The 21,751-nt window shown below is 62.0% G+C and carries 27 protein-coding genes and 2 pseudogenes; 20 read left to right on the top strand and 9 right to left on the bottom strand.

Annotated features, from left to right (window positions below):
- Window positions 1-36: 36 nt before the first annotated feature.
- Window positions 37-1,038, bottom strand: coding sequence for a LacI family DNA-binding transcriptional regulator (locus tag HJC04_RS06635; RefSeq protein ID WP_210630865.1), 1,002 nt, complete (start codon window positions 1,036-1,038; stop codon window positions 37-39).
- Between the two features lie 268 nt (window positions 1,039-1,306).
- On the opposite strand from HJC04_RS06635, the gene HJC04_RS06630 reads away from it, so the two are divergent.
- From HJC04_RS06630 to HJC04_RS06620, 3 genes are all read left to right on the top strand, one after another.
- On the top strand, window positions 1,307-1,999 hold the full coding sequence (locus HJC04_RS06630) for a type 1 glutamine amidotransferase domain-containing protein (protein WP_210630866.1): 693 nt from the start codon (window positions 1,307-1,309) through the stop codon (window positions 1,997-1,999).
- Window positions 2,000-2,056: 57 nt separating this feature from the next.
- Window positions 2,057-2,470, top strand: coding sequence for a GFA family protein (locus HJC04_RS06625; protein ID WP_210630867.1), 414 nt, complete (start codon window positions 2,057-2,059; stop codon window positions 2,468-2,470).
- Window positions 2,471-2,582: 112 nt separating this feature from the next.
- A complete protein-coding gene (locus tag HJC04_RS06620; protein WP_210630868.1) occupies window positions 2,583-3,026 on the top strand; it encodes an SRPBCC family protein in 444 nt (147 codons plus the stop codon).
- Window positions 3,027-3,170: 144 nt separating this feature from the next.
- On the opposite strand, the gene HJC04_RS06615 is transcribed toward HJC04_RS06620, so the two are convergent.
- A complete protein-coding gene (locus tag HJC04_RS06615) occupies window positions 3,171-3,494 on the bottom strand; it encodes a hypothetical protein (RefSeq protein ID WP_210631601.1) in 324 nt (107 codons plus the stop codon).
- Between the two features lie 168 nt (window positions 3,495-3,662).
- Between HJC04_RS06615 and HJC04_RS06610 the strand changes: the two genes are divergently transcribed.
- Entirely contained in the window at window positions 3,663-4,628 is a 966-nt protein-coding gene (locus HJC04_RS06610; RefSeq protein WP_221145389.1) for an IS481 family transposase, read from the top strand.
- Here HJC04_RS06610 and HJC04_RS06605 read toward each other — a convergent pair.
- From HJC04_RS06605 to HJC04_RS06595, 3 genes and pseudogenes are all read right to left on the bottom strand, one after another.
- Window positions 4,625-5,221: pseudogene (locus tag HJC04_RS06605) on the bottom strand (hypothetical protein); the annotation flags it as partial. The gene HJC04_RS06610 and the pseudogene HJC04_RS06605 overlap by 4 nt on opposite strands.
- Window positions 5,222-5,251: 30 nt before the next feature.
- Window positions 5,252-5,425 carry a hypothetical protein gene (locus HJC04_RS06600; protein WP_097593426.1) on the bottom strand — a complete coding sequence of 58 codons (174 nt, stop codon included), beginning with the start codon at window positions 5,423-5,425 and terminating at the stop codon, window positions 5,252-5,254.
- Between the two features lie 123 nt (window positions 5,426-5,548).
- A complete protein-coding gene (locus HJC04_RS06595; protein WP_221145387.1) occupies window positions 5,549-5,893 on the bottom strand; it encodes a hypothetical protein in 345 nt (114 codons plus the stop codon).
- Here HJC04_RS06595 and HJC04_RS06590 point away from each other — a divergent pair.
- Both HJC04_RS06590 and HJC04_RS06585 read left to right on the top strand, forming a co-directional pair.
- Window positions 5,886-6,086 (top strand): hypothetical protein, encoded by a 201-nt coding sequence (locus HJC04_RS06590; protein ID WP_064803441.1) that lies wholly within the window; start codon window positions 5,886-5,888, stop codon window positions 6,084-6,086. The genes HJC04_RS06595 and HJC04_RS06590 overlap by 8 nt on opposite strands.
- A 1-nt stretch (window position 6,087) precedes the next feature.
- On the top strand, window positions 6,088-6,297 hold the full coding sequence (locus HJC04_RS06585; protein WP_221122685.1) for a hypothetical protein: 210 nt from the start codon (window positions 6,088-6,090) through the stop codon (window positions 6,295-6,297).
- A 281-nt stretch (window positions 6,298-6,578) separates the two neighbouring features.
- Here HJC04_RS06585 and HJC04_RS06580 read toward each other — a convergent pair whose 3' ends face one another.
- Window positions 6,579-7,469: an SDR family oxidoreductase gene (locus HJC04_RS06580; protein WP_221122686.1), complete on the bottom strand. Its 891-nt coding sequence runs from the start codon at window positions 7,467-7,469 to the stop codon at window positions 6,579-6,581.
- A gap of 90 nt (window positions 7,470-7,559) precedes the next feature.
- Here HJC04_RS06580 and HJC04_RS06575 point away from each other — a divergent pair, with 90 nt between their 5' ends.
- Window positions 7,560-8,384 carry a helix-turn-helix transcriptional regulator gene (locus tag HJC04_RS06575; RefSeq protein ID WP_210630873.1) on the top strand — a complete coding sequence of 275 codons (825 nt, stop codon included), beginning with the start codon at window positions 7,560-7,562 and terminating at the stop codon, window positions 8,382-8,384.
- 27 nt (window positions 8,385-8,411) lie between these two features.
- On the opposite strand, the gene HJC04_RS06570 is transcribed toward HJC04_RS06575, so the two are convergent.
- Both HJC04_RS06570 and ftsZ read right to left on the bottom strand, forming a co-directional pair.
- Window positions 8,412-8,825: a hypothetical protein gene (locus tag HJC04_RS06570; RefSeq protein WP_259668814.1), complete on the bottom strand. Its 414-nt coding sequence runs from the start codon at window positions 8,823-8,825 to the stop codon at window positions 8,412-8,414.
- A gap of 188 nt (window positions 8,826-9,013) precedes the next feature.
- Window positions 9,014-10,036 carry a cell division protein FtsZ gene (ftsZ, locus tag HJC04_RS06565; protein WP_210630874.1) on the bottom strand — a complete coding sequence of 341 codons (1,023 nt, stop codon included), beginning with the start codon at window positions 10,034-10,036 and terminating at the stop codon, window positions 9,014-9,016.
- A gap of 318 nt (window positions 10,037-10,354) precedes the next feature.
- On the opposite strand from ftsZ, the gene HJC04_RS31635 reads away from it, so the two are divergent.
- Window positions 10,355-10,750, top strand: a complete 396-nt coding sequence (locus tag HJC04_RS31635; protein ID WP_247241721.1) for a hypothetical protein — start codon at window positions 10,355-10,357, stop codon at window positions 10,748-10,750.
- A 161-nt stretch (window positions 10,751-10,911) separates the two neighbouring features.
- On the opposite strand, the gene HJC04_RS06555 is transcribed toward HJC04_RS31635, so the two are convergent.
- Window positions 10,912-11,346 (bottom strand): 2'-5' RNA ligase family protein, encoded by a 435-nt coding sequence (locus HJC04_RS06555; protein ID WP_221145383.1) that lies wholly within the window; start codon window positions 11,344-11,346, stop codon window positions 10,912-10,914.
- A 33-nt stretch (window positions 11,347-11,379) separates the two neighbouring features.
- On the opposite strand from HJC04_RS06555, the pseudogene HJC04_RS06550 reads away from it, so the two are divergent.
- The 12 genes and pseudogenes from HJC04_RS06550 to HJC04_RS06495 all read left to right on the top strand — a co-directional run.
- A pseudogene (locus HJC04_RS06550) lies at window positions 11,380-11,496 on the top strand (peroxiredoxin); the annotation flags it as partial.
- 114 nt (window positions 11,497-11,610) lie between these two features.
- Window positions 11,611-12,891, top strand: a complete 1,281-nt coding sequence (blh, locus tag HJC04_RS06545; RefSeq protein WP_210630876.1) for a bifunctional sulfur transferase/dioxygenase Blh — start codon at window positions 11,611-11,613, stop codon at window positions 12,889-12,891.
- Between the two features lie 105 nt (window positions 12,892-12,996).
- Window positions 12,997-13,560 (top strand): hypothetical protein, encoded by a 564-nt coding sequence (locus HJC04_RS06540; protein WP_221145381.1) that lies wholly within the window; start codon window positions 12,997-12,999, stop codon window positions 13,558-13,560.
- A gap of 155 nt (window positions 13,561-13,715) precedes the next feature.
- Window positions 13,716-14,639, top strand: coding sequence for an MYG1 family protein (locus HJC04_RS06535; RefSeq protein WP_221145378.1), 924 nt, complete (start codon window positions 13,716-13,718; stop codon window positions 14,637-14,639).
- A gap of 232 nt (window positions 14,640-14,871) precedes the next feature.
- Window positions 14,872-15,261: a cytochrome c family protein gene (locus HJC04_RS06530; RefSeq protein ID WP_221153477.1), complete on the top strand. Its 390-nt coding sequence runs from the start codon at window positions 14,872-14,874 to the stop codon at window positions 15,259-15,261.
- A 143-nt stretch (window positions 15,262-15,404) separates the two neighbouring features.
- On the top strand, window positions 15,405-16,223 hold the full coding sequence (locus HJC04_RS06525) for a cytochrome c oxidase subunit II (protein ID WP_221145375.1): 819 nt from the start codon (window positions 15,405-15,407) through the stop codon (window positions 16,221-16,223).
- Between the two features lie 51 nt (window positions 16,224-16,274).
- The gene (ctaD, locus tag HJC04_RS06520) at window positions 16,275-18,053 is read left to right on the top strand and encodes a cytochrome c oxidase subunit I (protein ID WP_210630881.1); all 1,779 of its coding nucleotides are present in this window, start codon (window positions 16,275-16,277) and stop codon (window positions 18,051-18,053) included.
- Window positions 18,050-18,763, top strand: a complete 714-nt coding sequence (locus tag HJC04_RS06515; protein WP_210630882.1) for a cytochrome c oxidase subunit 3 — start codon at window positions 18,050-18,052, stop codon at window positions 18,761-18,763. The genes ctaD and HJC04_RS06515 overlap by 4 nt, the downstream gene beginning before the upstream one ends.
- Window positions 18,764-18,786: 23 nt before the next feature.
- On the top strand, window positions 18,787-19,506 hold the full coding sequence (locus HJC04_RS06510; protein WP_210630883.1) for a heme-copper oxidase subunit III family protein: 720 nt from the start codon (window positions 18,787-18,789) through the stop codon (window positions 19,504-19,506).
- 24 nt (window positions 19,507-19,530) lie between these two features.
- On the top strand, window positions 19,531-19,896 hold the full coding sequence (locus tag HJC04_RS06505) for a cytochrome C oxidase subunit IV family protein (protein ID WP_210630884.1): 366 nt from the start codon (window positions 19,531-19,533) through the stop codon (window positions 19,894-19,896).
- 110 nt (window positions 19,897-20,006) lie between these two features.
- The gene (locus tag HJC04_RS06500; RefSeq protein WP_221145373.1) at window positions 20,007-20,588 is read left to right on the top strand and encodes a dienelactone hydrolase family protein; all 582 of its coding nucleotides are present in this window, start codon (window positions 20,007-20,009) and stop codon (window positions 20,586-20,588) included.
- A 143-nt stretch (window positions 20,589-20,731) separates the two neighbouring features.
- Complete coding sequence (locus tag HJC04_RS06495; protein ID WP_221122688.1) at window positions 20,732-21,739, top strand: AraC family transcriptional regulator; 1,008 nt, start codon at window positions 20,732-20,734, stop codon at window positions 21,737-21,739.
- Window positions 21,740-21,751 lie beyond the last annotated feature (12 nt).

The following is a 21,751-nucleotide window of genomic DNA, read 5'->3' as shown; positions in this document are numbered from 1 at the left end:
GTTACGAACACCGAAGCCTTCTTTGATCTAATTAGATCAAAGTCCTTCCTTAGTGATGGTGATGAAGCGGATCGGGGTCCGGTCCGGCTCGATATCGGTCAAGCCAATACGGCGCAGGATGTGGTCGAGCGCCCGCCGCGCTTGGGCTTCCGGCGCCTGATCCAGCACGACATCCATGATGCCGTCCTTCAGGGCCGCGCGGGTATAGTCCGTCAATTCATGTCCGACGAAGAACACGTTGCCGCCGCTCGGATGGCGGCGCAGCACTTCGATCAGGGCGGAATTGGCGCCGCCGGCATTGTAGAGGCCGGCAAGGCCGGGATACATCTCCAGAGCCGACCACAAGAGATCGGCGCTGGCGCGCTCTTCATCGCCGCCGAAGCCCAGCCATTCGAAATTGGAGGCGCCGGGATGGTCGCGAAAATAATCCGAAAAGCCGCGAATCCGGTCGCGGTGCACCTGATAGATGGGATGGCAGATCGCAACGACAGGGCCGGTTCGAAGGGCCATTCGGCTGATATAGAGCGCAGCCGTCCGGCCCGCGGCAGTATTGTCGATGCCGACGAACTCGCCGACGCGCTCGGAAGCGCGGGTGACGACGTGGACTACCGGCAGGCCTTGCGAATTTACCTTTTCCACCGCGGCGCTGATCAAGGGGCTGCTCGGCACGGCAAGGATCAAGCCGGCACGTGAAAGGTCGGTGGAGAGGATGCGCCGCGCAATCGCCTCCGGATTCATCTCGTCGGTGAAACTGCGGTGCACAACCACCAACGGATCAAGGGTCGCAGCAATCCTTTCGAAGGCGTGGGAAAGGCGACGATAGAAGCTCGTTTCCGGGCGAACCATCAGCACTTCTATCCTGAGCAGGCCGCGATGGGTGTCGGGAAGCTTGCGCGGATAGTCCAGGTGCCGCGCGGCGGATATGACCTTCTCGACCAGTTCCGGCCGAACGCCCCCGCGTCCGTTCAGGACCCGCTCGACCGTGGCCGTTCCAACGCCCGCGTGGCGGGCAATATCCCGATAATTCGGCTTGATCACTTTCCAGATCCTTCGGATGCCAATGCAGTGCGGCCGATCCTATGGGCGATTTGTCCTTCTTCATACACCCAGGCCCCGAAACGCACAGGCACGCTTTTGCGTGGCACGCTATCCGAGCGCCGGCAGCGCTGGCCGATGGCGGAAGGCTTGTGTCGCGGGTGCAGCCGATCTATGCTTTCTCTCATTCAGCATGAGATTGCAGGCAGTCATCACCGTTAAACCGGACGCGGGGAGCTTTGTCCGCCGGCCGGATCGAAGGAGCTGAGCAATGAAAATTCTCATGGTTCTCACATCACATGATCAGCTGGGAAATACCGGCAAGAAAACGGGCTTCTGGCTTGAGGAGCTCGCGGCCCCTTACTTCGTCTTCCGTGACGCCGGGGCGGAGGTCGTGCTCGCGTCGCCGAAAGGGGGCCAGCCTCCGCTCGATCCGAAGAGCAATGAGCCGGCGTTTCAGACGGACGACACGAGGCGATTTGAAAAGGACCCGACCGCGACGGCTGCGCTTGCCAACACGTTGAGGCTGTCCGACATCGATCAGGCCGATTATGACACTGTGTTCTTCCCCGGGGGCCATGGCCCGCTTTGGGACCTGACGAACGACCGCAATGCGCACACGCTGATCGAGGAGATGCTTGCGGCGGGAAAGCCGCTGGCGCTCGTCTGTCACGCACCGGGAATCCTGACCAATGTAACGGCGCCGGACGGCGGGCCGATCGCGAAGGGGCGCACGGTGACCGGCTTTACCAATTCCGAGGAGGCCGCCGTGCACCTCGTCGAGGTCGTGCCCTATCTGCTCGAAGACGTGCTGAGGGAGCAGGGGGCGAAGTTTTCGGCGACTGAGGACTGGGCCGTGCATGTCGTCCAGGACGGGCTGCTGATCACCGGACAGAACCCGGCCTCGTCGAAGCAGGCCGCACGGCTGCTGCTCAATGCGCTGGGCGAGCAGGCTGCAGCCTGAAACGCGGGAGGCGGGGGCGCGCCCGCCCATCTGCAACATCGGATGAAAGGGCCTGGTATGAGCAGGAAATATACGGGGAAATGTGCCTGCGGCGCGATACAGTTCGGCTTCGATACAGATCCGACCTTCGTTGCAGACTGCCATTGCCTGGATTGCAAGAAAGCCTCAGGCGGCGAGGCCGCCACTTTCTTTGCCGTGCCGCAGGACGATTTCGCCCTGACCGTCGGCAGTCCGAAAGCGTTTCATTACGTCGCCGATTCCGGCAGGGGCCTCGACCGTAACTTCTGCCCCGAATGCGGCGCGCGGTTGTTCAGCAGCAATCTCGAAAGTTTTCCCGGCCTCGTCTTCGTCACCCTTGGCAGCCTGGATCGGCCCGAACTGATACAGCCCGGCGTCGAGATGTTCACCAAACGCCGGCTGGCTTGGGCAACGCCCCTCCACCTTCCGCAGTTCGAAGGCATGCCGAGCTGATGGCCGCGCGACCGGGCATGATTTTTTGAAGAAAAGATCGAACCCGTGTCGGATGGGCGATGGTTTATCCGTCCTTAGCTCGTTCATTCCGTCCACCCAAAGGATCACGACCATGCCAAGCACCATACGCCTGCACCGCGTTTTCGCCACCAGCCCGGAGAAGGTCTATCGCGCCTTCGTCGAGGCCGATGCGCTCGCCAAATGGCTTCCGCCGAACGGGTTCCTCTGCACCGTGCATCACCTGGAACCGGCGGTCGGCGGCACCTTCAGAATGTCGTTCCGCAATTTCACGACCGGCAATAGCCACGCCTTTGGCGGTGAATTTCTTGAACTCGTCCCGGGCGAACGCGTTCGTTATACGGACAAGTTCGACGACCCGAACCTGCCGGGCGAGATGGAGGTCACCGTAACGCTTAAGAAAGTCTCGGTCGGCACCGAAGTGGACATCACCCAGGCCGGCGTGCCCGACGTCATCCCGCCCGAAGCCTGCTATCTCGGCTGGCAGGAGTCGTTACGCAATCTTGCCCGGGTCATCGAGCCTGACATCAACGAATAATGCAATTGCTGCTCGAGACTTGAAGAGCCGCGCCGCCGCTTGCCGCCTCTCCGCCCGTCATTCCGCAAATATTCTATGGAGCGGGGGCGGAAGGTGGAAGTTGCAGAGACTGTGGGGGTGGTCGGCCGCAATCGGCCGAAGTTGCTAACCGTAATCCGCGCTTTGCTTGATTGAGCCGATCGTCTCGCGTGCGGGAAGCAGCGAAGACAGCCAGAGGGAATAGGTCAGGGATATACCCGTCGACCACAGGACCATCGGCAGGGTCACCACCTCGGAGATCAGTTTGGCCAGTTCCGGCGGATCGATCTCCCAGGAGAACAACGCCACCCGCGGCTCCGGCTGACGGGTCTCCAGGCTTGCTTTCTGCATGTCTTCGAGCACGGACGCAGTGGCGGCTTGTTCGCCTGCTAACGGGTTCTGAACTGAAACGATGGCGGTCTTACCATTATTTTTGGCTTTGCCGGACATTTGGAGCTCCTTGTTTGGCTTCCTTGTAGAAAGCCGATCCGGAGCGAGAAGTTTCATGACATGTCGATGAAATGATCGGCTCTAATGTGAGCTTTCGGGAGGTTGTCCATTCGAAGTGGATCGAGGAGACTGGAGCTACCAGACCTCGAGTCGGAAGGATCGCCGCGAATGAACATTCATAAGAATGCCCGACTGACGCCATTGCGCCGGGAAGAAATGGCGCTTGCTGTTATCGAGGGGCATCTGAGCCAGGCTCAGGCAGCACAGGCTTATGGTGTCTCGGCCAAGATCGTCGCCCGCTGGGTCGAGCGTTTCAAGGCCGGTGGTCGAGAGGCGATGCTCGATCGTTCCTCCCGACCTCATACCATGCCCCGGCAGACCGGTCAGGCGCTGGCGGAGCGCATCATTACGCTTCGCCAGCGCCTGACCGGCAAGCACATCGCGATCGAAACCGGTGTATCTGCAGCGACGGTGAGCCGGGTTCTCAAGCGCGCAGGCCTCTCCCGCCTCAAGGATATCGAGCCGGCCGAGCCTGTGCGTCGTTACGAACGTCAGGCTCCCGGCGAGATGATTCATATCGACATCAAGAAGCTTGGCCGGTTTCATGAGGTCGGCCACCGCATCACCGGCGATCGCACTCGGCAGAGTTCGCGCAGGGGCAAGGGTTGGGGCGCCGGTTGGGAATGCGTTCATGTGGCCATCGACGATGCCTCTCGCATCGCTTTCTCGCAGATATTGCCGGACGAGACGAAAGAGCGCGCCGTGGCTTTCCTGAAGGTGGCATTGGCCTATTATGCCAGCCTCGGCATCGCGGTCGAGCGCGTCATGACCGACAATGGTCCCTGCTACACATCAAAGCCATTCGCCCAAGCCTGTTGCGACAACGGCCTCAGGCACGTCCGCACCAGACCATACACGCCTAAAACCAACGGAAAGGCCGAACGCTTCATCCAGACCGCCCTCAGAGAGTGGGCCTACGCCGTCGCCTATCCCAACTCGGACATGCGCGCCGCCGAACTGCCGAGATGGCTCCATCGCTACAATTGGCACAGGCCTCACGGAAGCCTAAATTCAAAACCACCAATCAGCAGACTCGCTCTTACCCAGGACAACCTGTTGAGGCTCCACATCTAAAGCCTGATCCCGCGCTTCGCCAGCGCTTGGCGCGCCGCCGTCGCTCCCCAGTCCTCGTCGGGGTTGCGGCCTTCGATCTCAGCTTCGGCGACCGGCGTCGCGCGGATCAGCGGCACGGAGCCGAAGGGCAAGCCGTCGATGCGGCTGGTGTCGCAGCTCAGGATGATGCGGGTCAGCGGCGCGTAATCCTCCGTCAGCCGGCAGAAGAGGATGGCGCCGTGCTTTTCGACGTCCCGGGCAACGCGGTGGCCGTCGGCGACGAGATCGCCGAGACTGATCAGGAGATTTGCCCAGTTTGCCGTTCCGGTTCAATTCAGCGTCGCAGGATCGAATTCCATGAAGAGCTCGCATTCGACACCATTCTCAGGCTCGGAAATGCCCGCCCAGGGAGTGGAGAGGCCGTCGGTAGCGAGGATGAGCTTTTCCGGCGCATCGACGGCGAGGACGCGGCGGTGCGGACCGAACCATTTCGTCTGGTTATGGACGTTGGCCGTTTCGCGTTCGGCAGCGAAGCCCTCCCGCATGCCGCCGCGGGTCTGCCAGAAGACGCGCCGCGCGGTTGCGGCCGCCTCATAGGCCGGGTCGCCGCGCCCACTGCAAACGCGAAGGAAAGGCGCCCCGTCTCAATTGCTCCCATCGTTCGGCCTTGCCTTGGCGCTGTCGTTGGTGGTGTCCGACGCTGTTTTTCCGTCTGGTTGCTGGCCGAAATAGGTGCCGCCGAGGTGGCCGCCGGCGCTGGTGTTCTTGACTTGCTGTTCGGCGCGTTTCTGAAGTTCACGAACGTTGGTCTTGCTCATGTTCGGCTCCTTTTTCGAGGTTCACGACCTTTCACCAACCGATGGGGGCCGACACAGTTCCATATTTTCCGGGAACCCTTCGTCCGGCCGCTGGTTCCTCAGACATGAGATTCCTTGCCGTCATCATTGGCGCCTGCCGCCCACCTTCTCTCGCTCCCAAACAAGATCGGGATGGGGAAGGCGGATTATTATGTCGCTCAGCGGGCCTGTGCCGGATGGTGGATCGTCGGCCTCATGCTGCCGCTCGCTTTTCTCGCGAATATCGGCAATGCCGCGGCCCTCAGAGCCGATGGACCGGCCATGACGCTGTCGATCTCTGCCGCCGTGCTGATCGTGGTCAACATCGTCATCTTTATGATCTTCACCCGACCGGCCAATGCGGCGACGAAGAACTGGACGGTGCTGCCGGAACACCTCGCGATCTTTCCGGTTTTCCCTACTCAACCAAGGAGAAACGACGATGGGCATGACGACCCCCAAGGACGGCGCCCCCGGCACGACCGACCAGTCCCCCCGCTGGGAAGGGCCGAAGGGCAATAGACCGCGCGGCTATCTCAAAGCCAAGGACGATCCGGACAAAAATCGCGACGCCAATGGCGAAAACAATCGCGATCCGGAAATGAACGACATTTCCGACGCGATGAAGCAGAAAGGCGAATGACATGGCCAATCCCGAAAAAGACGCAGCCGGCCAGTTCGCCAAATCCCGGGCCGACCGCAAAGCCAGCGGTGTGGTGAGCGCCAAGCCGACCGTAATCACCGGCTCCGAGGACGCCACGGTGAATAAGCGCCCGCCCGGCAAGAAGAAGCCCGAGAAGGACTGGGACATCAATTACGATCCCACCGAGATGAACGAGGGGCGGATGCGCTGAGATGGTGGTGCGCCCGCCTCGTCCTTCGAAACCCTGCGGGGCGTCTCAGGATGAGGCTCTCTTGGGCGGCGCACTCTCTCACCTGACGTGCATCCCCCAGCGCCTCCTACCGACGCGGCGTTCCCAATGCTCGTTATCCTGAGGTGCGTAGGCCGAAGGCCGGAGCCTCGAAGTACGCGCTCCAACATCGTTTCTTGCATCCATTCTCTGTCAGCGCACCCGGGTCACCTCAGGATGGCTCTCGTGGGCAGTTGGCGCGGTATCTCCCCCTCAGGTTGAAGCTACCTGCCGAAATAGGCCGGGTGGTCGATATCCGCAAGCAGGCCAGGCTCCCTCGGCTGCCAGCCGAGGAGGGCGCGGGTGTGAGCGCTGGAGGTCGGCACGTCGAAGCCGGCGAACATTGCGAACCAGCCGAAATGCTCCGCCGCCTCTTCCCGTGATAGCGAGACGGCCGGCACGCCGAGGTGGCGGCCGATGAGTTCGGCAATCTCCCGGAATGGTATGCCCTCTTCTGCTACTGCCAGAAAGGGGCCCCCCACGGCGCCGCGTTCCAGCGCCAGGCGGTAGACCCGGGCGGCATCGCGCCGGTGGACGGCTGGCCAGCGGTTGCCCCCATCGCCTATGTAGGCGGAGACGCCCGTCTGCCGGGCCGTCTCTATGAGAATCGGCACGAAGCCGTGATCGCCGTGACCATGTACCGACGGCGGCAGCCGGACGGTGGAGGCGCGCACGCCCCGGGCGACAAGCGATACTGCGGTGATTTCGGAGGCGCGGGGATAGGTCTGCGTCGTCGGCATCGGCGGGTCCTTCTCGGTGCCGATGCGGCCCGGCGCATGTCCGAGGCCGGCGGTGACGAGCAGCGGGCGCTCCGAGCCGCTGAGGGCTTCGCCGAGCGCCTCGATGGCGCGCCGGTCGACGGCGCAGTTTTCAGCGAATTTGGAGAAATCGTGGTTGAAGCCGGTGTGGATGACACCGTCGGCCTCGGCTGCGCCGCGTCTGAGGCCTTCCAGATCCTCCAGCATGCCGCGCTGAACGTCGGCGCCGGCGGCTGCCAGTTCCGCCGCCCCCTTGTCCGAACGGGCAAGTCCAAGCACGTGGTGGCCGGCGCCGATCAATTCGCTGACGACGGCCGAGCCGACCCAGCCGGTCGCTCCAGTGACGAATACACGCATGTCGATATCTCCTGATGTGACGGGACAGATATCGAGTAGGCTGCTATCATGGTAAAGTAGTGATATTATCATGGTATAAGAGCTAACTGGATGAACGAATTCATCAGCTCCGAAAATCGGCTGGGCGCTTACCTCAAAGATCGCCGCGCCAGGCTCGATCCCGCCGCCCTCGGCTTTGCCGGCGAGCGCCGCCGCACGCCCGGCCTGCGCCGCGAGGAGGTGGCGAGCCGCGCCAATATCAGTCCGACCTGGTACACTTGGTTGGAGCAGGGCCGCGGCGGCGCGCCGTCCGCCGACGTGCTTGACCGGATCTCACGGGCGCTGATGCTAACCGATGTCGAGCGCGAGCACCTCTTCCTGATCGGCCTCGGCCGCCCGCCAGAAGTGCGCTACCGCAGGCAAGAGGGTGTCACGCCGCGGCTGCAGGGCGTGCTCGACGCGCTCGACCCGTGCCCAGCGCTGATCCGCACCGCGATCTGGGATGTCGTCGCCTGGAACCGCGCGGCGACCGTGCTGCTTACCGATTATGGCGCGCTGGCGCCGGAAGAGCGCAACGTGCTGCGCTTCATCTTCCTCGATCCGCGGGTGCGCGCGGCCCAATATGACTGGGAAAGTGTCGCCCGCTTCGTCGTCGCCGCTTTTCGGGTGGATGCGGCGCGCGCCGGTGCTGCCGCCGAGGTGGAGCCGCTCGTCGACGAGCTCTGTCGCAAGAGCCCGGAATTCCGGGCCATGTGGCGCGACCACGATGTACGCACCCACGGCGAGGGCGCCAAACACATCAAGCACCCAGTGCTCGGGCTGCTCTCCTTCGAATATTCGGCGTTTCAGGTGGATGGCCGGCCGGATCTCAGCATGGTGGTGTACAATCCGGCGACGGCGCAGGATGTTGCGAAGATCAGGGCATTGGTCGGGTGAGGCAGCCGGCGCTGGCGGCAGATCCCTTCAGTTGACTACCTTCACGCTCAGCACACTTTCTTCGGTCTTCTTCTCTTCATGTGGGGAGCGGATGACGAGCCGGTCGCTACCGGTGTAGCCCTTTTTAGCGGTATAATACCCGACGATGCCGTTGACCTTGACCGTCTGGCACTTTGAGGTTTTTCCCTCGAGCTTGGGGAAGAGGGGTTCGTGGACGATTTCAAGGCGCCCGTGTTTGGGTTTTTCGACAACATCCATGGCGGGATAGTCAATATGGCGGCAGTCGTCGTCGATATGCCAGTTCTTGGCCACCAGGGTTCTGACGCCGCTACGCACTGGGAAAGATAGGGACTGCTGTCGGAAGCCCTCCGAGCTTGTCGTGCAGTTCGAAAGGAGACCCGTCATCAGGGATAATGCGGCGAATATAAATAGGTTTTTCAAATTTTCTCCGTCGATCTCTGCGGAGGCTCTGATGAGCTTCGATGCGGCATTCCCGACCACCCTCATGCTGAGGCGCGCAGCCTGAAGGGCGGAGCCTCGAAGCATGCGCCGCCGCATTATTCTTGCGTTTGGGGAGTGATGTTTATCCGGCCGATGTCTGACAATCCGGCCGGTATATCTGTCACCGCTTACTGCAGCGTGCGCGTCTGAATGGGCTCGGCCGGCGCATGAGAAGGGGACGCGGACAGAGAGTTTCCTTCCAGGCCAGTCGCCACCACCGAGACGCGGAATTTGCCGTCGAGGCTGCGGTCGAAAATCGCGCCGACGACGATATCGGCATCGTCCTGCACTTCGTCGCGAATGCGGCTTGCCGCTTCATCCACCTCGAACAGGGTCATATCCGAGCCGCCGGAGATCGAGATCAGCACGCCCTTGGCGCCCTTCATCGAGATATCGTCCAGAAGCGGGTTGGCGATTGCCGCTTCCGCCGCCTTCATTGCCCGGCTTTCGCCGGCGGCTTCGCCGGTGCCCATCATCGCACGGCCCATGCCCTGCATGACCGACTTCACGTCGGCGAAATCGAGGTTGATCAGACCTTCCTTGACGATGAGATCGGTGATGCAGCCGACGCCGGCAAAGAGCACGCGGTCGGCCGTCATGAAGGCATCGGCGAAGGTAGTTTTCGCATCGGCGATGCGGAAGAGGTTTTGATTGGGAATGACGATCACGGTATCGGCCGCCTGACGAAGCGCCTCGATGCCAGCTTCCGCCGTCCGCATGCGGCGATTGCCCTCGAAGGTAAACGGCTTGGTGACGACACCAACGGTCAGGATGCCGGCCGCACGTGCGGCGCGCGCGATGACCGGGGCTGCGCCAGTGCCCGTTCCTCCGCCCATGCCGGCGGTGACGAAACACATGTGCGATCCTGCCAGGTGATCCATGATCTCGTCGAGCGACTCTTCTGCCGCCGCATGTCCGATTTCCGGCAGGGAACCGGCGCCGAGGCCCTCCGTCACATTCGCGCCGAGCTGAATGCGGCGCGATGCCTTGGATGTGGCGAGAACCTGGGCATCGGTGTTTGCGGCGACGAATTCGACGCCCGCCAGCTTTTCCGCGATCATATTGTTGATCGCATTGCCACCGCCGCCGCCGACGCCAACCACGGTGATTTGCGGCCGCAGCCCGGTAATGCCGCTCTTGGCGTCCGTCATCGTCTTCTCCTTTGGTATCTCGTTTCCGCACGCCCTCGTCGCGGACAGCGAATCGGCGTTGAGCATAGTCGCCCAACAAGGCAGAGGCGAGGCGAAAGAAGCCGTGTCGACTTGAGCGACACGAAGTTCTCGGCAGCTCTGCATCGGCAAATCCGAAGCGGCGGGCAAGCGCATGACGCTTCCTCTCGCAGCCGGGCGTGTTCGCAGGTGAAACGTCCCGGCCGCGCTGCTGATTTCGATTACAAGCGCCAACGGGGCGTGAACTAAAGCCGCGCCGCGGTGTTTACAGGCATGCGTCTTCTCTGAAAGGAACATACCATGCAAAGACTCTTACTATCCGGTCTTGCCCTTGCAGCGTCGGCCGCCGCCGCGTTTGCCCAACAACCGCCCGCCCCACCACCCGCCAGCGAGCCACCCGCAGCGAACGAGCCCGCATCGCCACCCCCGCCTGCGCCTGATGATGAGAGGGTAATGCGTCGCGGGCCGGATGAGCAGTCCCGAGACCGCCCCGACTACCGGTGGCATGGTTCGAGAGGCGACATGGGCTTCCGTGGTTACCACGGTCATCGCCTGCCGCCGCCGTCCAAGGCAGCCCGTTTTCAGATCGAGGATGGAAATACACGGATCGACCTGAAATGCGCCGAGGACGAACCGACGAAGGTATGCGCCGATCTCTTGCTCCAGGTTATGGATCGCCTGCAGGGTCAGGATTGACTTCACACAGCCGCGCTTGTCACGCAAGGCTCGCGCCAGCTTCGATTGGCAGAAGGCAATCATTGATTCCTCCCAGGACTTAATGCCGACCGATTTTCAGCATGAGCAACCCCGTCAATGATTGGCGGGGTTTTTTGCTGGCAGGCAGGCGATGTCTGCGATCATCGCGACGCCAGCCTAACTTCGCTCAAGACCTGCACGGGCGGAAATCGCACACAGTCCGCGGCATCGAAGGGCACCGACAATTGCACCCGGTTCCGATTTGCCCAGTTGATCGCTGGCTGCGATTTTGCCTTCGGGATTTTGGTGGCGATCGTGCAATGCGGCACCCAGTTGCCGGGCCGATAGTGCTCGCGACAGTGGAATGGATCGACCTCCTGGTGAAGGGCCGCATGTAGCCGGATGAGCAGTTCGTCGTCGTTCGGCCGCGCCCATAAGACGAGGAATTCGTTTTCGAAGTAACTAATCTCTGAAAAACTTAACGTAACGGCAGGGTGGATGCGGAAAACACGCTCGGCTGCCTCGGCCATTCGGTCGACTGCAATCTCCTGATAAACGGCGAGGGTGATATGAGGCGGATAGTTCAAAGCCCGCATCGAAGCCGTCTCTTCGAATGCCGCGGCCTCATCCCCTGCGTCACCTCGCGCGGTTACGCGCAGGACGATCTCCTCGACGGCGTCGTCATCGTCGGCGCCAGCGCCATGCATGCGGAGATCAAGCAAGGGGCGGCGACGCTGTCGTTTTGACCAGCTGGGCGAGCGCGAGAACAGGCGCCTCTATTCTTGCGCTCGGCAATATACTTGTGAGATTGTACGGTTATACGTGCGATACTGCGTGGTCAGGGCGGCGCGGAGGCTTCGATGATGCCCGTGAGGGTCAATGAGCGGATATCGGTGGCGGGGCAGCCCGATCCAGCCGGTTTTGTCGATTTCGCCAAGGAGGGGTTCGCCGCCATTATCAACGCCAGACCCGATGGCGAGGAGCCGGGCCAGCCAGGCAATGCAGCAGAAAAGATTTCCGCTGCCGCCGCCGGGCTTTCCTACAGTTTCGTGCCGGTGAACGGCAAAGAGATTACCGAGGGCGATATCCGCGCCTTTCAAGCGGCGATGACTGAGGCGAAGGGACCGGTCTTCGCTCATTGCAAGAGCGGCACGCGGGCATTGACACTCTATGTGCTGGGCGAGGTGCTCGACGGGCGGATGAAGCCGGAGGACGTCCAGACCTTCGGCGAAGGCCTCGGTTTCGATCTTGCCGGCGCGCGCCGCTGGCTCGAAAAAGCGGCAAGCCAGCGGCTTCAGGTGAAGGCCTTTTTCGAGCCCCGCACCTGCAGCGTGCAATATGTCGCGTCAGATCGGGTGACGAAACGCTGTGCGATCATCGATCCGGTATTCGACTTCGACGAGATGTCGGGCGCGACGGGAACGGTGAGCGCCGACGCCATCCTTGCCTATATCGAGAGCGAGGGGATGACGGTCGAGTGGATACTCGACACACATCCGCATGCCGATCACTTCTCCGCCGCCCATTATCTCAAGGAAAAGACCGGCGCGCAGACGGCGATCGGCGTCCATATCACCGATGTGCAGAGGCTTTGGAAAGAGATCTATAACTGGCCGGCGCTAGCGACCAACGGCTCGCAGTGGGACCGGCTGTTTGCCGATGGCGACACGTTTGAAATCGGCGGCCTTACGGCCCGCGTGATGTTTTCGCCCGGCCATACGCTGGCATCGGTGACCTATGTGATCGGCGACGCCGCCTTTGTGCACGATACGATGTTCACGCCGGATTCAGGGACTGCGCGCGCGGATTTTCCGGGCGGCAGTGCGGCCGCTCTCTGGCACTCGATCCAGGCGATCCTGTCGCTGCCGGAGGAGACCCGCCTCTTTTCCGGCCATGATTACCAGCCGGGCGGTCGTCACCCGCGCTGGGAAAGCACGGTCGCAGCCCAAAAGCGCGCCAATCCGCATATTGCAGGCATGGACGAGGCCGGTTTCGTGGCGCTGCGTCAGGTGCGCGACCGTACGCTGCCCAAGCCGAAGCTGATGCTGCATGCGCTGCAGGTCAACATTCGCGGCGGTCGGCTGCCGGAACCAGAGGAGAATGGCCGCCGGTATCTGAAGATCCCGCTGGATGCCCTATGATGGAGGCGGCGAGGTGCCGACTGCCGTCATGAACTCGCTGGCCTTTTTCCCGGACTGGCCTATGATTTCCCAGAATGTATGCGCCTGGTCGAACGGAGTTTCGAAATGCTCGAACGAAATCAGCTTCCTTTGCGCCCGGCAGCTGCCGGTTTCGCCGTCGCCTGGGTCACGGTCATTGCCGGCGTCAGTGTCGCTCTCAGCCTGCTTTTCGCCTGCGTCACGCCTTTCGTTGCCCTGGCGACAGTCTCGGCTGTCGTTCTTCCCCGGAAGATGGCGATAATGGCGGTGCTGCTCGCCTGGCTTGCCAACCAGACGGTCGGATATCTCATACTCGGCTATCCCCAGACCTTCGACAGTTTTGCTTGGGGGCTGACGATCGGTATCGCCGCATTTGCATCGCTCGCGGCATCACTCGGCGTGCTTCGCCTCAAGGCCGGCCCTGCCGCCACCATGGCCGGCGCCTTTATCGCCGGGTTCGTCGCGTATGAAGCTGTGCTCTTTGCCGCGACGGTAGTGCTTCCGGCCGGCGATGGCGCGTTTTCGGCAGCGGTCGTCGCCGAGGTTCTTTTGATCAATTCTCTCGCTGTGATCGGACTGATCTGCCTGCATGCCGGTGCAGCGGCCGGCCGCGCGCTTGTTGCAGCACAGCCGGGACCGGCGCTGCCTTAGGCCTTTGCCTTCACGCATGTCGTTTCAAAGCTGCCCGGTGGCCTTCCGACGCTGCGCAGAATGTGTGAAGGCGGGTTGAGATAGCGGCCGCCAACGGCTATCTCGTTCAGACCCGCAAGCGGATCCTCCGCCAAACCACAAGGCGCATAGCTTCCATGAGCCCCGATTTCCTCGTTACCCATTCCGGTGGTTTCCATGCCGACGAACTGCTGTCGAGCGTCATCCTGACGCGGCTTTTCCCGCAGGCGCGTCTGATCCGCAGCCGGGCGCCGGAATGGATTACGCCAGCCCCGGACCGGATCATCTATGATGTCGGCGGAGCCTATGATCCTGCCGCGGGCATATTCGATCATCATCAGCGCGGCGCGCCGCTGCGCGACGATGGCCAGCCCTACAGCTCGTTCGGCCTGATCTGGAAGCATTATGGCCGCGAATATCTCGCAGCCTCCGGTCTTCCCGATCATTATGTCGAAGCCCTCCACGCCGCTTTCGACATTGGTTTCGTGCTGCCGATCGACCTGACCGACAATGGCGCGCTCAGCCCTTCGGGTCCTTTGGCGGGCCTGACGCTGCCGGCGCTGCTCGAGACCCTGAAACCGGTGTTCGATGAGGTGGAACCTGAGGCTGACGATCGTGCCTTCCATGCGGCGCTGGCCATTGCACGCCGTTTCATCGATGCCGGGATCGCCCAGAGGGCCGCAAAACTGCGGGCCGAGGCGATCGTGTATCGGGCGATCGGGGCTTCGGCGCAGGGGCGCATTCTGGAATTGCCGAGAGGGATGCCCTTCCGCCCAGCCATCGTCAAGGCCGGCGCCGACCAGCTGCTGTTCGTCGTCCACCCGCGCGAAAAGGATTGGTGCGTGACCGGCATTCGCCGCGCCGACGACGGGTTCGAGCTCCGGGCCGATCTGCCGGCAAGCTGGGCCGGCCTTACCAATGGTGAGCTGGAGGCGGTCTGCGGCATCGAGGGAGCGAGCTTCTGCCATAACGGCCGCTTCATCGCTGCCGCCAAGACCCGAGAGGCGGCGCTTGCCATGGCCGAATTGGCCGTACAAGAGGCGCTTTCGATCGGAGCATAAGTCGGATGGCGCGGCGCCATTCTCCAGCAGATCATCGCGTGCTGACCGGATTTTGGACCGGCATTCGCGTCGGGCCACAGGGTATCGGATTGTGCCCAAGTGCCAGCAATCGTGGAAGCGATTGACTTGCATCCGCGATGGACTAACTTTAACCCCTAGCAACCACCACCCCCGCGCGAATGATGGCCGAGGGTGAGAGTGGCTGGCGACCTTGAGGAGGATGAGGTTTGCCGTGGATTACCGTGTTATTCTGCTGATCGCCGCATCCGTCATTGCCCTTTCCCCTCCCAACGCTGGAGCGCAGGAGGGGGACGCGACGGCCGGCGCCACCGTTTTCAAAAAATGCGCGACCTGTCATATCGTCGAGTCCGATACGAACAAGGTGGGTCCGTCACTGAACAAGCTGTTCGGCCGAAAGGCCGGAACGCATCCTGATTTTGCTTATTCTGCGGGAATGAAGGCGGCCGGCGAAGGTGGTCTCGTCTGGGACGAGACTACGTTGCGTGACTATCTGCACAATCCGAAAGCCAAGGTGAAGGGCACCAAAATGGCCTTTGCAGGGGTGAAGGATGACCAGGAGATCACCAATCTTATCGCCTATCTCAAACAATATTCCCAATGATGGGGAATACTTCCAAATGACGGGTTGCCGGCGGCGGCGCATGCCTAAATCGCCGTAATTGCCGACATTTTCTATTTGTGCGATAATAAACTCGACATTTGTGGAGTGCGGTTTCACGGTCGGTCGGCCCAGGAGGGGCGGAAATGGCTGTTGTACTGGTTCTCGTCCTGGTTGTTGTTGGCTCCGTGCTGTTCCATGTGCTGAGCCCGTGGTGGTGGACGCCGATTGCGTCCAACTGGAGTTATATCGACAACACGCTCGTCATCACCTTCTGGATCACCGGCATCGTCTTCGTGGCGGTGATTTCCTTCATGGCCTATTGCGTCTTCCGCTTCCACCACAGACCGGGCAACCGGGCGCATTATGAGCCCGAAAATCGCAAGCTGGAATTGGTTCTGGCCTCGGGAACGGCGGTTGGCGTTGCGGCAATGCTGGCGCCCGGCCTGATCGTCTGGAACCAGTTCATCACAGTGCCTGCCGATGCCGCATCGGTCGAAGTCGTCAGCCAGCAGTGGCTGTGGAGCTTCCGCCTGCCGGGCGCGGACGGAAAGCTCGGCCGTGCCGAGACGCGTGACGTCACTTCCGACAATCCGCTCGGCCTCGACAAGAACGATGCGAACGGCCTCGACGACATCATCGTCGAAGGCGGCGAGCTTCATCTGCCGATCGGTAAGCCGGTGCATATCCTGCTGCGCTCCGTCGATGTGCTTCATGATTTCTACGTGCCGGAATTCCGCGCGAAGATGGACATGATCCCCGGTATGGTCACCTATTTCTGGCTGACACCGACGCGCACAGGCACGTTCGAGATTCTCTGCGCTGAACTCTGCGGCGTCGGTCATCCACAGATGCGCGGCACCGTCATCGTCGACAGCGAGGCAGACTATCAGACCTGGCTGGGGCAGCAGCAGACATTCACCCAGCTTACGGCGTCATCGGGAGAGCCGCCGCCGGCGAACTGAACCGGGACGACGGCCGGTTTGATCAACCAGCCGGGTATAGGAGGAGATATCATGGTCGAGATTCCGTCCGGCAGCGCAGGTGTCATCCCGCCCGCGGAAGTCGAGGATGTCGAGCTTTATCATCCGCACAGCTGGTGGACGAAATATGTGTTCAGCCAGGATGCCAAGATCATTGCCGTGCAATATTCGCTGACTGCCATCTCGATCGGCCTGGTGGCACTGGTGCTCTCCTGGCTAATGCGGATCCAGCTCGCCTTTCCCGGCTATTTCGCCTTCATCGATGCCGATCACTATTACCAGTTCATCACCATGCACGGCATGATCATGGTGATCTATCTGCTCACCGCGCTCTTTCTCGGCGGCTTCGGCAACTACCTCATCCCGCTGATGGTCGGCGCGCGCGACATGGTGTTTCCTTACGCGAACATGCTGAGCTACTGGATCTATCTCATCGCGGTGCTGATCCTGGCCGCCGGCTTTTTCGCCCCCGGCGGCCCGACAGGCGCGGGCTGGACGCTCTATCCGCCGCAATCCGTTCTATCGGGCACGCCGGGCGGTAAGGACTGGGGCATCCTGCTCATGCTCATCTCGCTGATCGTCTTTATCATCGGTTTCACCATGGGCGGCCTGAACTATGTGGTGACCGTGCTGCAGGGCCGCGCACGGGGCATGACGCTGATGCGGATGCCGCTCACCGTCTGGGGCATATTCACCGCGACGGTGATGGCGCTGCTTGCCTTTCCCGCGCTCTTCGTCGCCTGCGTCATGATGCTGTTCGATCGCCTTCTCGGCACCAGCTTCTTCATGCCCGCCATCGTCGAAATGGGCGAGCAGCTGAAACATGGCGGCGGCAGCCCGATCCTGTTCCAGCACCTCTTCTGGTTCTTCGGGCATCCAGAGGTCTATATCGTCGCACTTCCGGCCTTCGGCATCGTTTCGGATCTCATCAGCACGCATGCGCGCAAGAACATCTTCGGCTACCGCATGATGGTCTGGGCGATCGTCATCATCGGGGGCTTGAGCTTCGTCGTCTGGGCGCATCACATGTATGTCAGCGGCATGCACCCGGCCTTCGGCTTCTTCTTCGCCACCACGACGCTGATCATCGCCATCCCGACGGCGATCAAGGTCTACAACTGGGTGCTGACGCTCTGGCGCGGCGATATCCACCTGACGCTGCCGATGCTCTTCGCACTGGCCTTCATCGTCACCTTCGTCAATGGCGGGCTCACCGGCCTCTTCCTGGGCAACGTCGTCGTCGACGTGCCGCTGTCCGATACCATGTTCGTCGTTGCCCATTTCCACATGGTCATGGGGGTCGCGCCTATCCTCGTCATTTTCGGGGCGATCTATCACTGGTATCCGAAGGTGACGGGACGCATGCTGGACGAGACACTCGGCCACATCCACTTCTGGATCACCTTCCTCGGCACCTATGCGATCTTCTTTCCGATGCATTATCTCGGCCTGCTCGGCGTGCCGCGCCGTTATTTCGAGATGGGAGAAACGGCCTTCGTTCCACCTTCGGCCCATACGCTGAATATCTTCATCACCGTCATGGCGCTCGTCGTCGGCGCCGGACAGATGGTCTTCCTGTTCAATCTCGCCTGGAGCCTTTTCCGGGGCAGGGAGGCGGGCGGCAATCCATGGCGGGCGACGACGCTCGAATGGCAGACGCCTGAGACGCCGCCCGCGCACGGCAATTGGGGCAGAGACCTGCCCGTCGTCTACCGTTGGGCCTATGATTACAGCGTGCCTGGCGCGGCCGAGGATTTCATTCCGCAGAACGTGCCTGCAACGGGCGGCGCCACGCGGGAGATTCCGGCATGAACGTCATGCTGATCTTCCTCGCCGCTGTCGCCGCCATCATCATCTGGTGGCTCTCCGGCCAGAGGTTGGCCTCGAAGCCCTGGCTCGAAACCGGGTCGGTGGAGCTGCCGGCGCATGACGGCGCCGAACGGTCGCCGGTACCGGCAGTCAAGATCGGCCTCTTCGTGTTCCTGGGCGTCGTCGGCGCGCTCTTCAGCCTTGCCGTCAGCGCCTATTTCATGCGTGCGGCCTCGGCCGACTGGTGGGGGATGCCGGTTCCGCGCCTGCTCTGGGTAAATACCGCAGCCCTTGCGCTGAGCAGCGCGGCGCTGCAATGGGCCAAACGCGAAGCGCAGCATGGCCGCATGGAAAGCCTGCGGCCGGCGCTCGTCGCCGCATTTGCGCTTGCCGTCTTCTTTCTCGCCGGGCAGATCCAGGCATGGCGGGAGCTGACGGCGACCGGCTACGTGCTGGCCGACAATCCCGCCAATAGCTTCTTCTATATGCTGACCGGCCTGCACGGCCTGCATATTCTCGGCGGCCTTGCCGTGCTCGCCCACACGACGGTCAGGGCATGTTCAGCCGAAGTGCAGCCGGAGAGGCTGCGGCTCAGCGTCGATCTCTCGGCCATCTATTCGCATTTCATGCTGGCCGTCTGGCTCGCGCTCTTCGCGCTCTTTGCCGGCTGGGCCAACGATTTCGTCGATCTCTGCCGCACATTGATCAATTAGGAGCCGAACCAGGAGGTTTGGACATGATGCAGATTATCCAGACACATGGCGAGCAAGGCCTCAGGCCGGCGGGCCTGCGCGGCGTCGCGGCCGATTTCAGCTCGGATCAGCGCGCCTTCAAGACCGCCTCCTGGGGCAAGGCGATGATGTGGATCTTTCTGCTTAGTGACACCTTCGTCTTCGGCTGTTTCCTGATCGCCTATATGACCGCCCGCATGTCGACGCCCGTCGCCTGGCCCAATCCGAGCGAGGTCTTCGCGCTTCATATCGGCGGCCAGGATGTGCCGCTGATCCTGATCGCGATCATGACCTTCGTGCTGATCTCCAGCAGCGGCACCATGGCGATGGCGGTCAATTTCGGCTATCGCCGCAACCGCCGCGTGACGGCGATACTGATGCTGCTGACGGCACTTCTTGGCGCAACCTTCGTCGGCATGCAGGCTTTCGAATGGACGAAACTGATCACCGAAGGCGTGCGCCCTTGGGAGAACCCATGGGGAGCGGCGCAATTCGGATCGACCTTCTTCATGATCACGGGCTTTCACGGCACCCATGTCACGATCGGCGTGATCTTCCTGCTCATAATCGCCCGGAAGGTGTGGCGGGGCGATTTTGACATAGAGCGGCGTGGTTTTTTCACCAGCCGGCGAGGGCGCTATGAAGCAGTCGAAATCATGGGCCTCTATTGGCATTTCGTCGACCTGGTCTGGGTCTTCATCTTCGCGTTTTTTTATCTGTGGTAGGGCTCTATCTATGGTGAGGTCGTCATGAGCGAGACAACGGCGCATGCCCAAAGCCAAACGGTGCATGCACAAGCACACACGGGACAGCAGCATCCGATCCGGCTCTATCTCTTCGTCTGGGGCCTGCTCTTCGTTCTCAGCGCCTTTTCCTACCTGGTCGATTATTTCGGCATTCAGGGCTATCTCCGATGGACGCTGATCCTTCTGTTCATGATGCTGAAGGCCGGGCTGATCGTTGCGGTCTTCATGCATATGGCCTGGGAGCGGCTGGCGCTCGTCTACGCCATCCTGATGCCGCCGGTGCTGGTGCTGGTCTTCGTGGCACTGATGGTATCGGAATCGCAATACACGATCTTTACGCGGCTCGCCTTTTTCGGCGCAGCCCCTTAAATACCGTCATCGGGGCCGAGCGCGACGCCGGAGATAACTGCCGCGGGCCAGTCTGAACTCCTTTGAACCTTGTCATCGAGCGGGCCAAACACCGCGACGGGAGGCGCCTTATGGCTGAGATCTTGCTGTTTCATCACGTACAAGGGCTGACCCCTGGAGTGCGTGCCTTCGCGGACGCCATCAGGGCGGCGGGCCACATCGTCCACACGCCTGATCTTTTCGATGGACGCACGTTCCATAGCATCGAGGAGGGGCTCGCCCATATCGGCGAGATCGGATTCGACACCATCAGGGAACACGGTGTCCGGCTCGCCGCCGAACTGCCTCCCGAACTGGTCTATGCCGGCTTCTCATTTGGCGTGCTGCCAGCGCAGAAACTGGCACAAACGCGGCCCGGCGCCCGCGGGGCACTGCTTTTCCATTCCTGCCTGCCGATCAGCGGCGAGTGGGCCTTCGGACCCTGGCCAGACGAGGTCCCGGTCCAGATCCACGGCATGGACAAAGATCCGATTTTCGTCGGCGAGGGCGATATCGATGCCGCCCGCGAGATCGTGGCGAAGGTCGCGGACGCGGAGCTTTTTCTCTATCCCGGCGACCAGCACTACTTCGCCGACAGCTCGCTTCCGTCATATGACGCCGATGCGACCGCGCTCCTCACTGCCCGTGTGCTTGAGTTTCTGGGGCGTGTCTGATTCCGTCGTTCACGGCTCGCTCTAACCCGCGGCCACCAATCCAAAAAATCCCAGATAAACGTGTCCTAAAACATGATGGAGGTCGCGCCGGGCGGCGGACTCGGCGATGATGGCGCCGTTCGCCATTCCGATCTTAGAGCCCCATGATCTTCATTCCTCTTCCCTTCGTCGCTGCCCTCCTGCTGCTCATCCTGTTCGTCGCCGTCCTCAGGCGCGACGAGGAGGCGGCGCCGAACCTGCCCTTCCTGGCGCTGATCCTGCTCTCGGCGCTGCAATCGGTGCTTTCCGGCCTGCGTTGGGGTTATGGCGTGCAGGCGGTGGGGCTGGTTGCGCCGGTGATGGCGGCGATGGTGCCGCCGCTTGCCTATGCCGGGGTTTCCCGGCTGGTGAGGACGAGCCGGCGGCCGCTTGCGGCGCGGATCGGGCTGCATGCCGTGCCCGCTATCCTCATCCTGCTGCTGGTGGCCTTCTGGCGGGACGCGATCGACATGGCGCTGGTGCTCGTCTTCATCGGTTATGCCCTGGCGATCCTGCTTTTGATGCGCCCGGGGGCGGACGCGCTGCGGCTCGCGCCCTTCGAAGGCGCCGCGCCGGCCTATCGGGCCATCATCTTCGCGGCCGGCGCACTGTGTCTCTCGGCCGCCGTCGATACTCTCGTCTTTCTCGATTTGACCTCGGCGCATGGTGAGCGGGCACTGGCGCTGATCAGCACCGGAAATCTCGTCGGCCTCGTCATCCTCGGCATTGCAGCGGCGGCCGCCAGCCGCAGCTCTGTCCCCTCCGAGCCGGCGGAGGCCGCGCCCAGGCCCGATGCCAGCGAAGACAAGGAGACGATTGCAGCGGTCGACGCGCTGATGGAAGCGAAGAAGCTCTATCGCGACGCCAATCTCAACCTCGACCGGCTCGCCCGCAAGGCCGGCATCCCGACCCGCCAGATCTCGGCGGCGATCAACCGGGCGATGGACAAGAACGTCTCGCAATATGTCAACGACTACAGGATCGGCGAGGCCTGCCGCCTGCTGTCCGCCACCAAAAAATCGGTGACCGAGGTGATGTTCGAGGTCGGCTTCCAGACGAAGTCGAACTTCAATCGGGAGTTCAGGCGCGTGACCAATATGACGCCGGTGGCTTGGCGGCAGCAGAGGGGGTGAGGTGCGGAGCCA

It is taken from the genome of Rhizobium sp. NLR8a, assembly GCF_019685235.1.
Classification (GTDB): Bacteria; Pseudomonadota; Alphaproteobacteria; order Rhizobiales; family Rhizobiaceae; genus Rhizobium.
The sequence above is the reverse complement of the archived record's forward strand: the minus strand, read 5'-3'. Positions and strand labels throughout refer to the sequence as shown.

Coding starts and splice junctions, on each gene's coding strand:
- HJC04_RS06630 (WP_210630866.1), top strand. CDS start 1,307: ATGAAAATTCTCATGGTTCTCACATCACATGATCAGCTGGGAAATACC.
- HJC04_RS06625 (WP_210630867.1), top strand. CDS start 2,057: ATGAGCAGGAAATATACGGGGAAATGTGCCTGCGGCGCGATACAGTTC.
- HJC04_RS06620 (WP_210630868.1), top strand. CDS start 2,583: ATGCCAAGCACCATACGCCTGCACCGCGTTTTCGCCACCAGCCCGGAG.
- HJC04_RS06615 (WP_210631601.1), bottom strand. CDS start 3,494: ATGTCCGGCAAAGCCAAAAATAATGGTAAGACCGCCATCGTTTCAGTT.
- HJC04_RS06610 (WP_221145389.1), top strand. CDS start 3,663: ATGAACATTCATAAGAATGCCCGACTGACGCCATTGCGCCGGGAAGAA.
- HJC04_RS06600 (WP_097593426.1), bottom strand. CDS start 5,425: ATGAGCAAGACCAACGTTCGTGAACTTCAGAAACGCGCCGAACAGCAA.
- HJC04_RS06590 (WP_064803441.1), top strand. CDS start 5,886: ATGGGCATGACGACCCCCAAGGACGGCGCCCCCGGCACGACCGACCAG.
- HJC04_RS06595 (WP_221145387.1), bottom strand. CDS start 5,893: ATGCCCATCGTCGTTTCTCCTTGGTTGAGTAGGGAAAACCGGAAAGAT.
- HJC04_RS06585 (WP_221122685.1), top strand. CDS start 6,088: ATGGCCAATCCCGAAAAAGACGCAGCCGGCCAGTTCGCCAAATCCCGG.
- HJC04_RS06580 (WP_221122686.1), bottom strand. CDS start 7,469: ATGCGTGTATTCGTCACTGGAGCGACCGGCTGGGTCGGCTCGGCCGTC.
- HJC04_RS06575 (WP_210630873.1), top strand. CDS start 7,560: ATGAACGAATTCATCAGCTCCGAAAATCGGCTGGGCGCTTACCTCAAA.
- ftsZ (WP_210630874.1), bottom strand. CDS start 10,036: ATGACGGACGCCAAGAGCGGCATTACCGGGCTGCGGCCGCAAATCACC.
- HJC04_RS31635 (WP_247241721.1), top strand. CDS start 10,355: ATGCAAAGACTCTTACTATCCGGTCTTGCCCTTGCAGCGTCGGCCGCC.
- HJC04_RS06555 (WP_221145383.1), bottom strand. CDS start 11,346: ATGCGGGCTTTGAACTATCCGCCTCATATCACCCTCGCCGTTTATCAG.
- blh (WP_210630876.1), top strand. CDS start 11,611: ATGATGCCCGTGAGGGTCAATGAGCGGATATCGGTGGCGGGGCAGCCC.
- HJC04_RS06540 (WP_221145381.1), top strand. CDS start 12,997: ATGCTCGAACGAAATCAGCTTCCTTTGCGCCCGGCAGCTGCCGGTTTC.
- HJC04_RS06535 (WP_221145378.1), top strand. CDS start 13,716: ATGAGCCCCGATTTCCTCGTTACCCATTCCGGTGGTTTCCATGCCGAC.
- HJC04_RS06525 (WP_221145375.1), top strand. CDS start 15,405: ATGGCTGTTGTACTGGTTCTCGTCCTGGTTGTTGTTGGCTCCGTGCTG.
- ctaD (WP_210630881.1), top strand. CDS start 16,275: ATGGTCGAGATTCCGTCCGGCAGCGCAGGTGTCATCCCGCCCGCGGAA.
- HJC04_RS06515 (WP_210630882.1), top strand. CDS start 18,050: ATGAACGTCATGCTGATCTTCCTCGCCGCTGTCGCCGCCATCATCATC.
- HJC04_RS06510 (WP_210630883.1), top strand. CDS start 18,787: ATGATGCAGATTATCCAGACACATGGCGAGCAAGGCCTCAGGCCGGCG.
- HJC04_RS06505 (WP_210630884.1), top strand. CDS start 19,531: ATGAGCGAGACAACGGCGCATGCCCAAAGCCAAACGGTGCATGCACAA.
- HJC04_RS06500 (WP_221145373.1), top strand. CDS start 20,007: ATGGCTGAGATCTTGCTGTTTCATCACGTACAAGGGCTGACCCCTGGA.
- HJC04_RS06495 (WP_221122688.1), top strand. CDS start 20,732: ATGATCTTCATTCCTCTTCCCTTCGTCGCTGCCCTCCTGCTGCTCATC.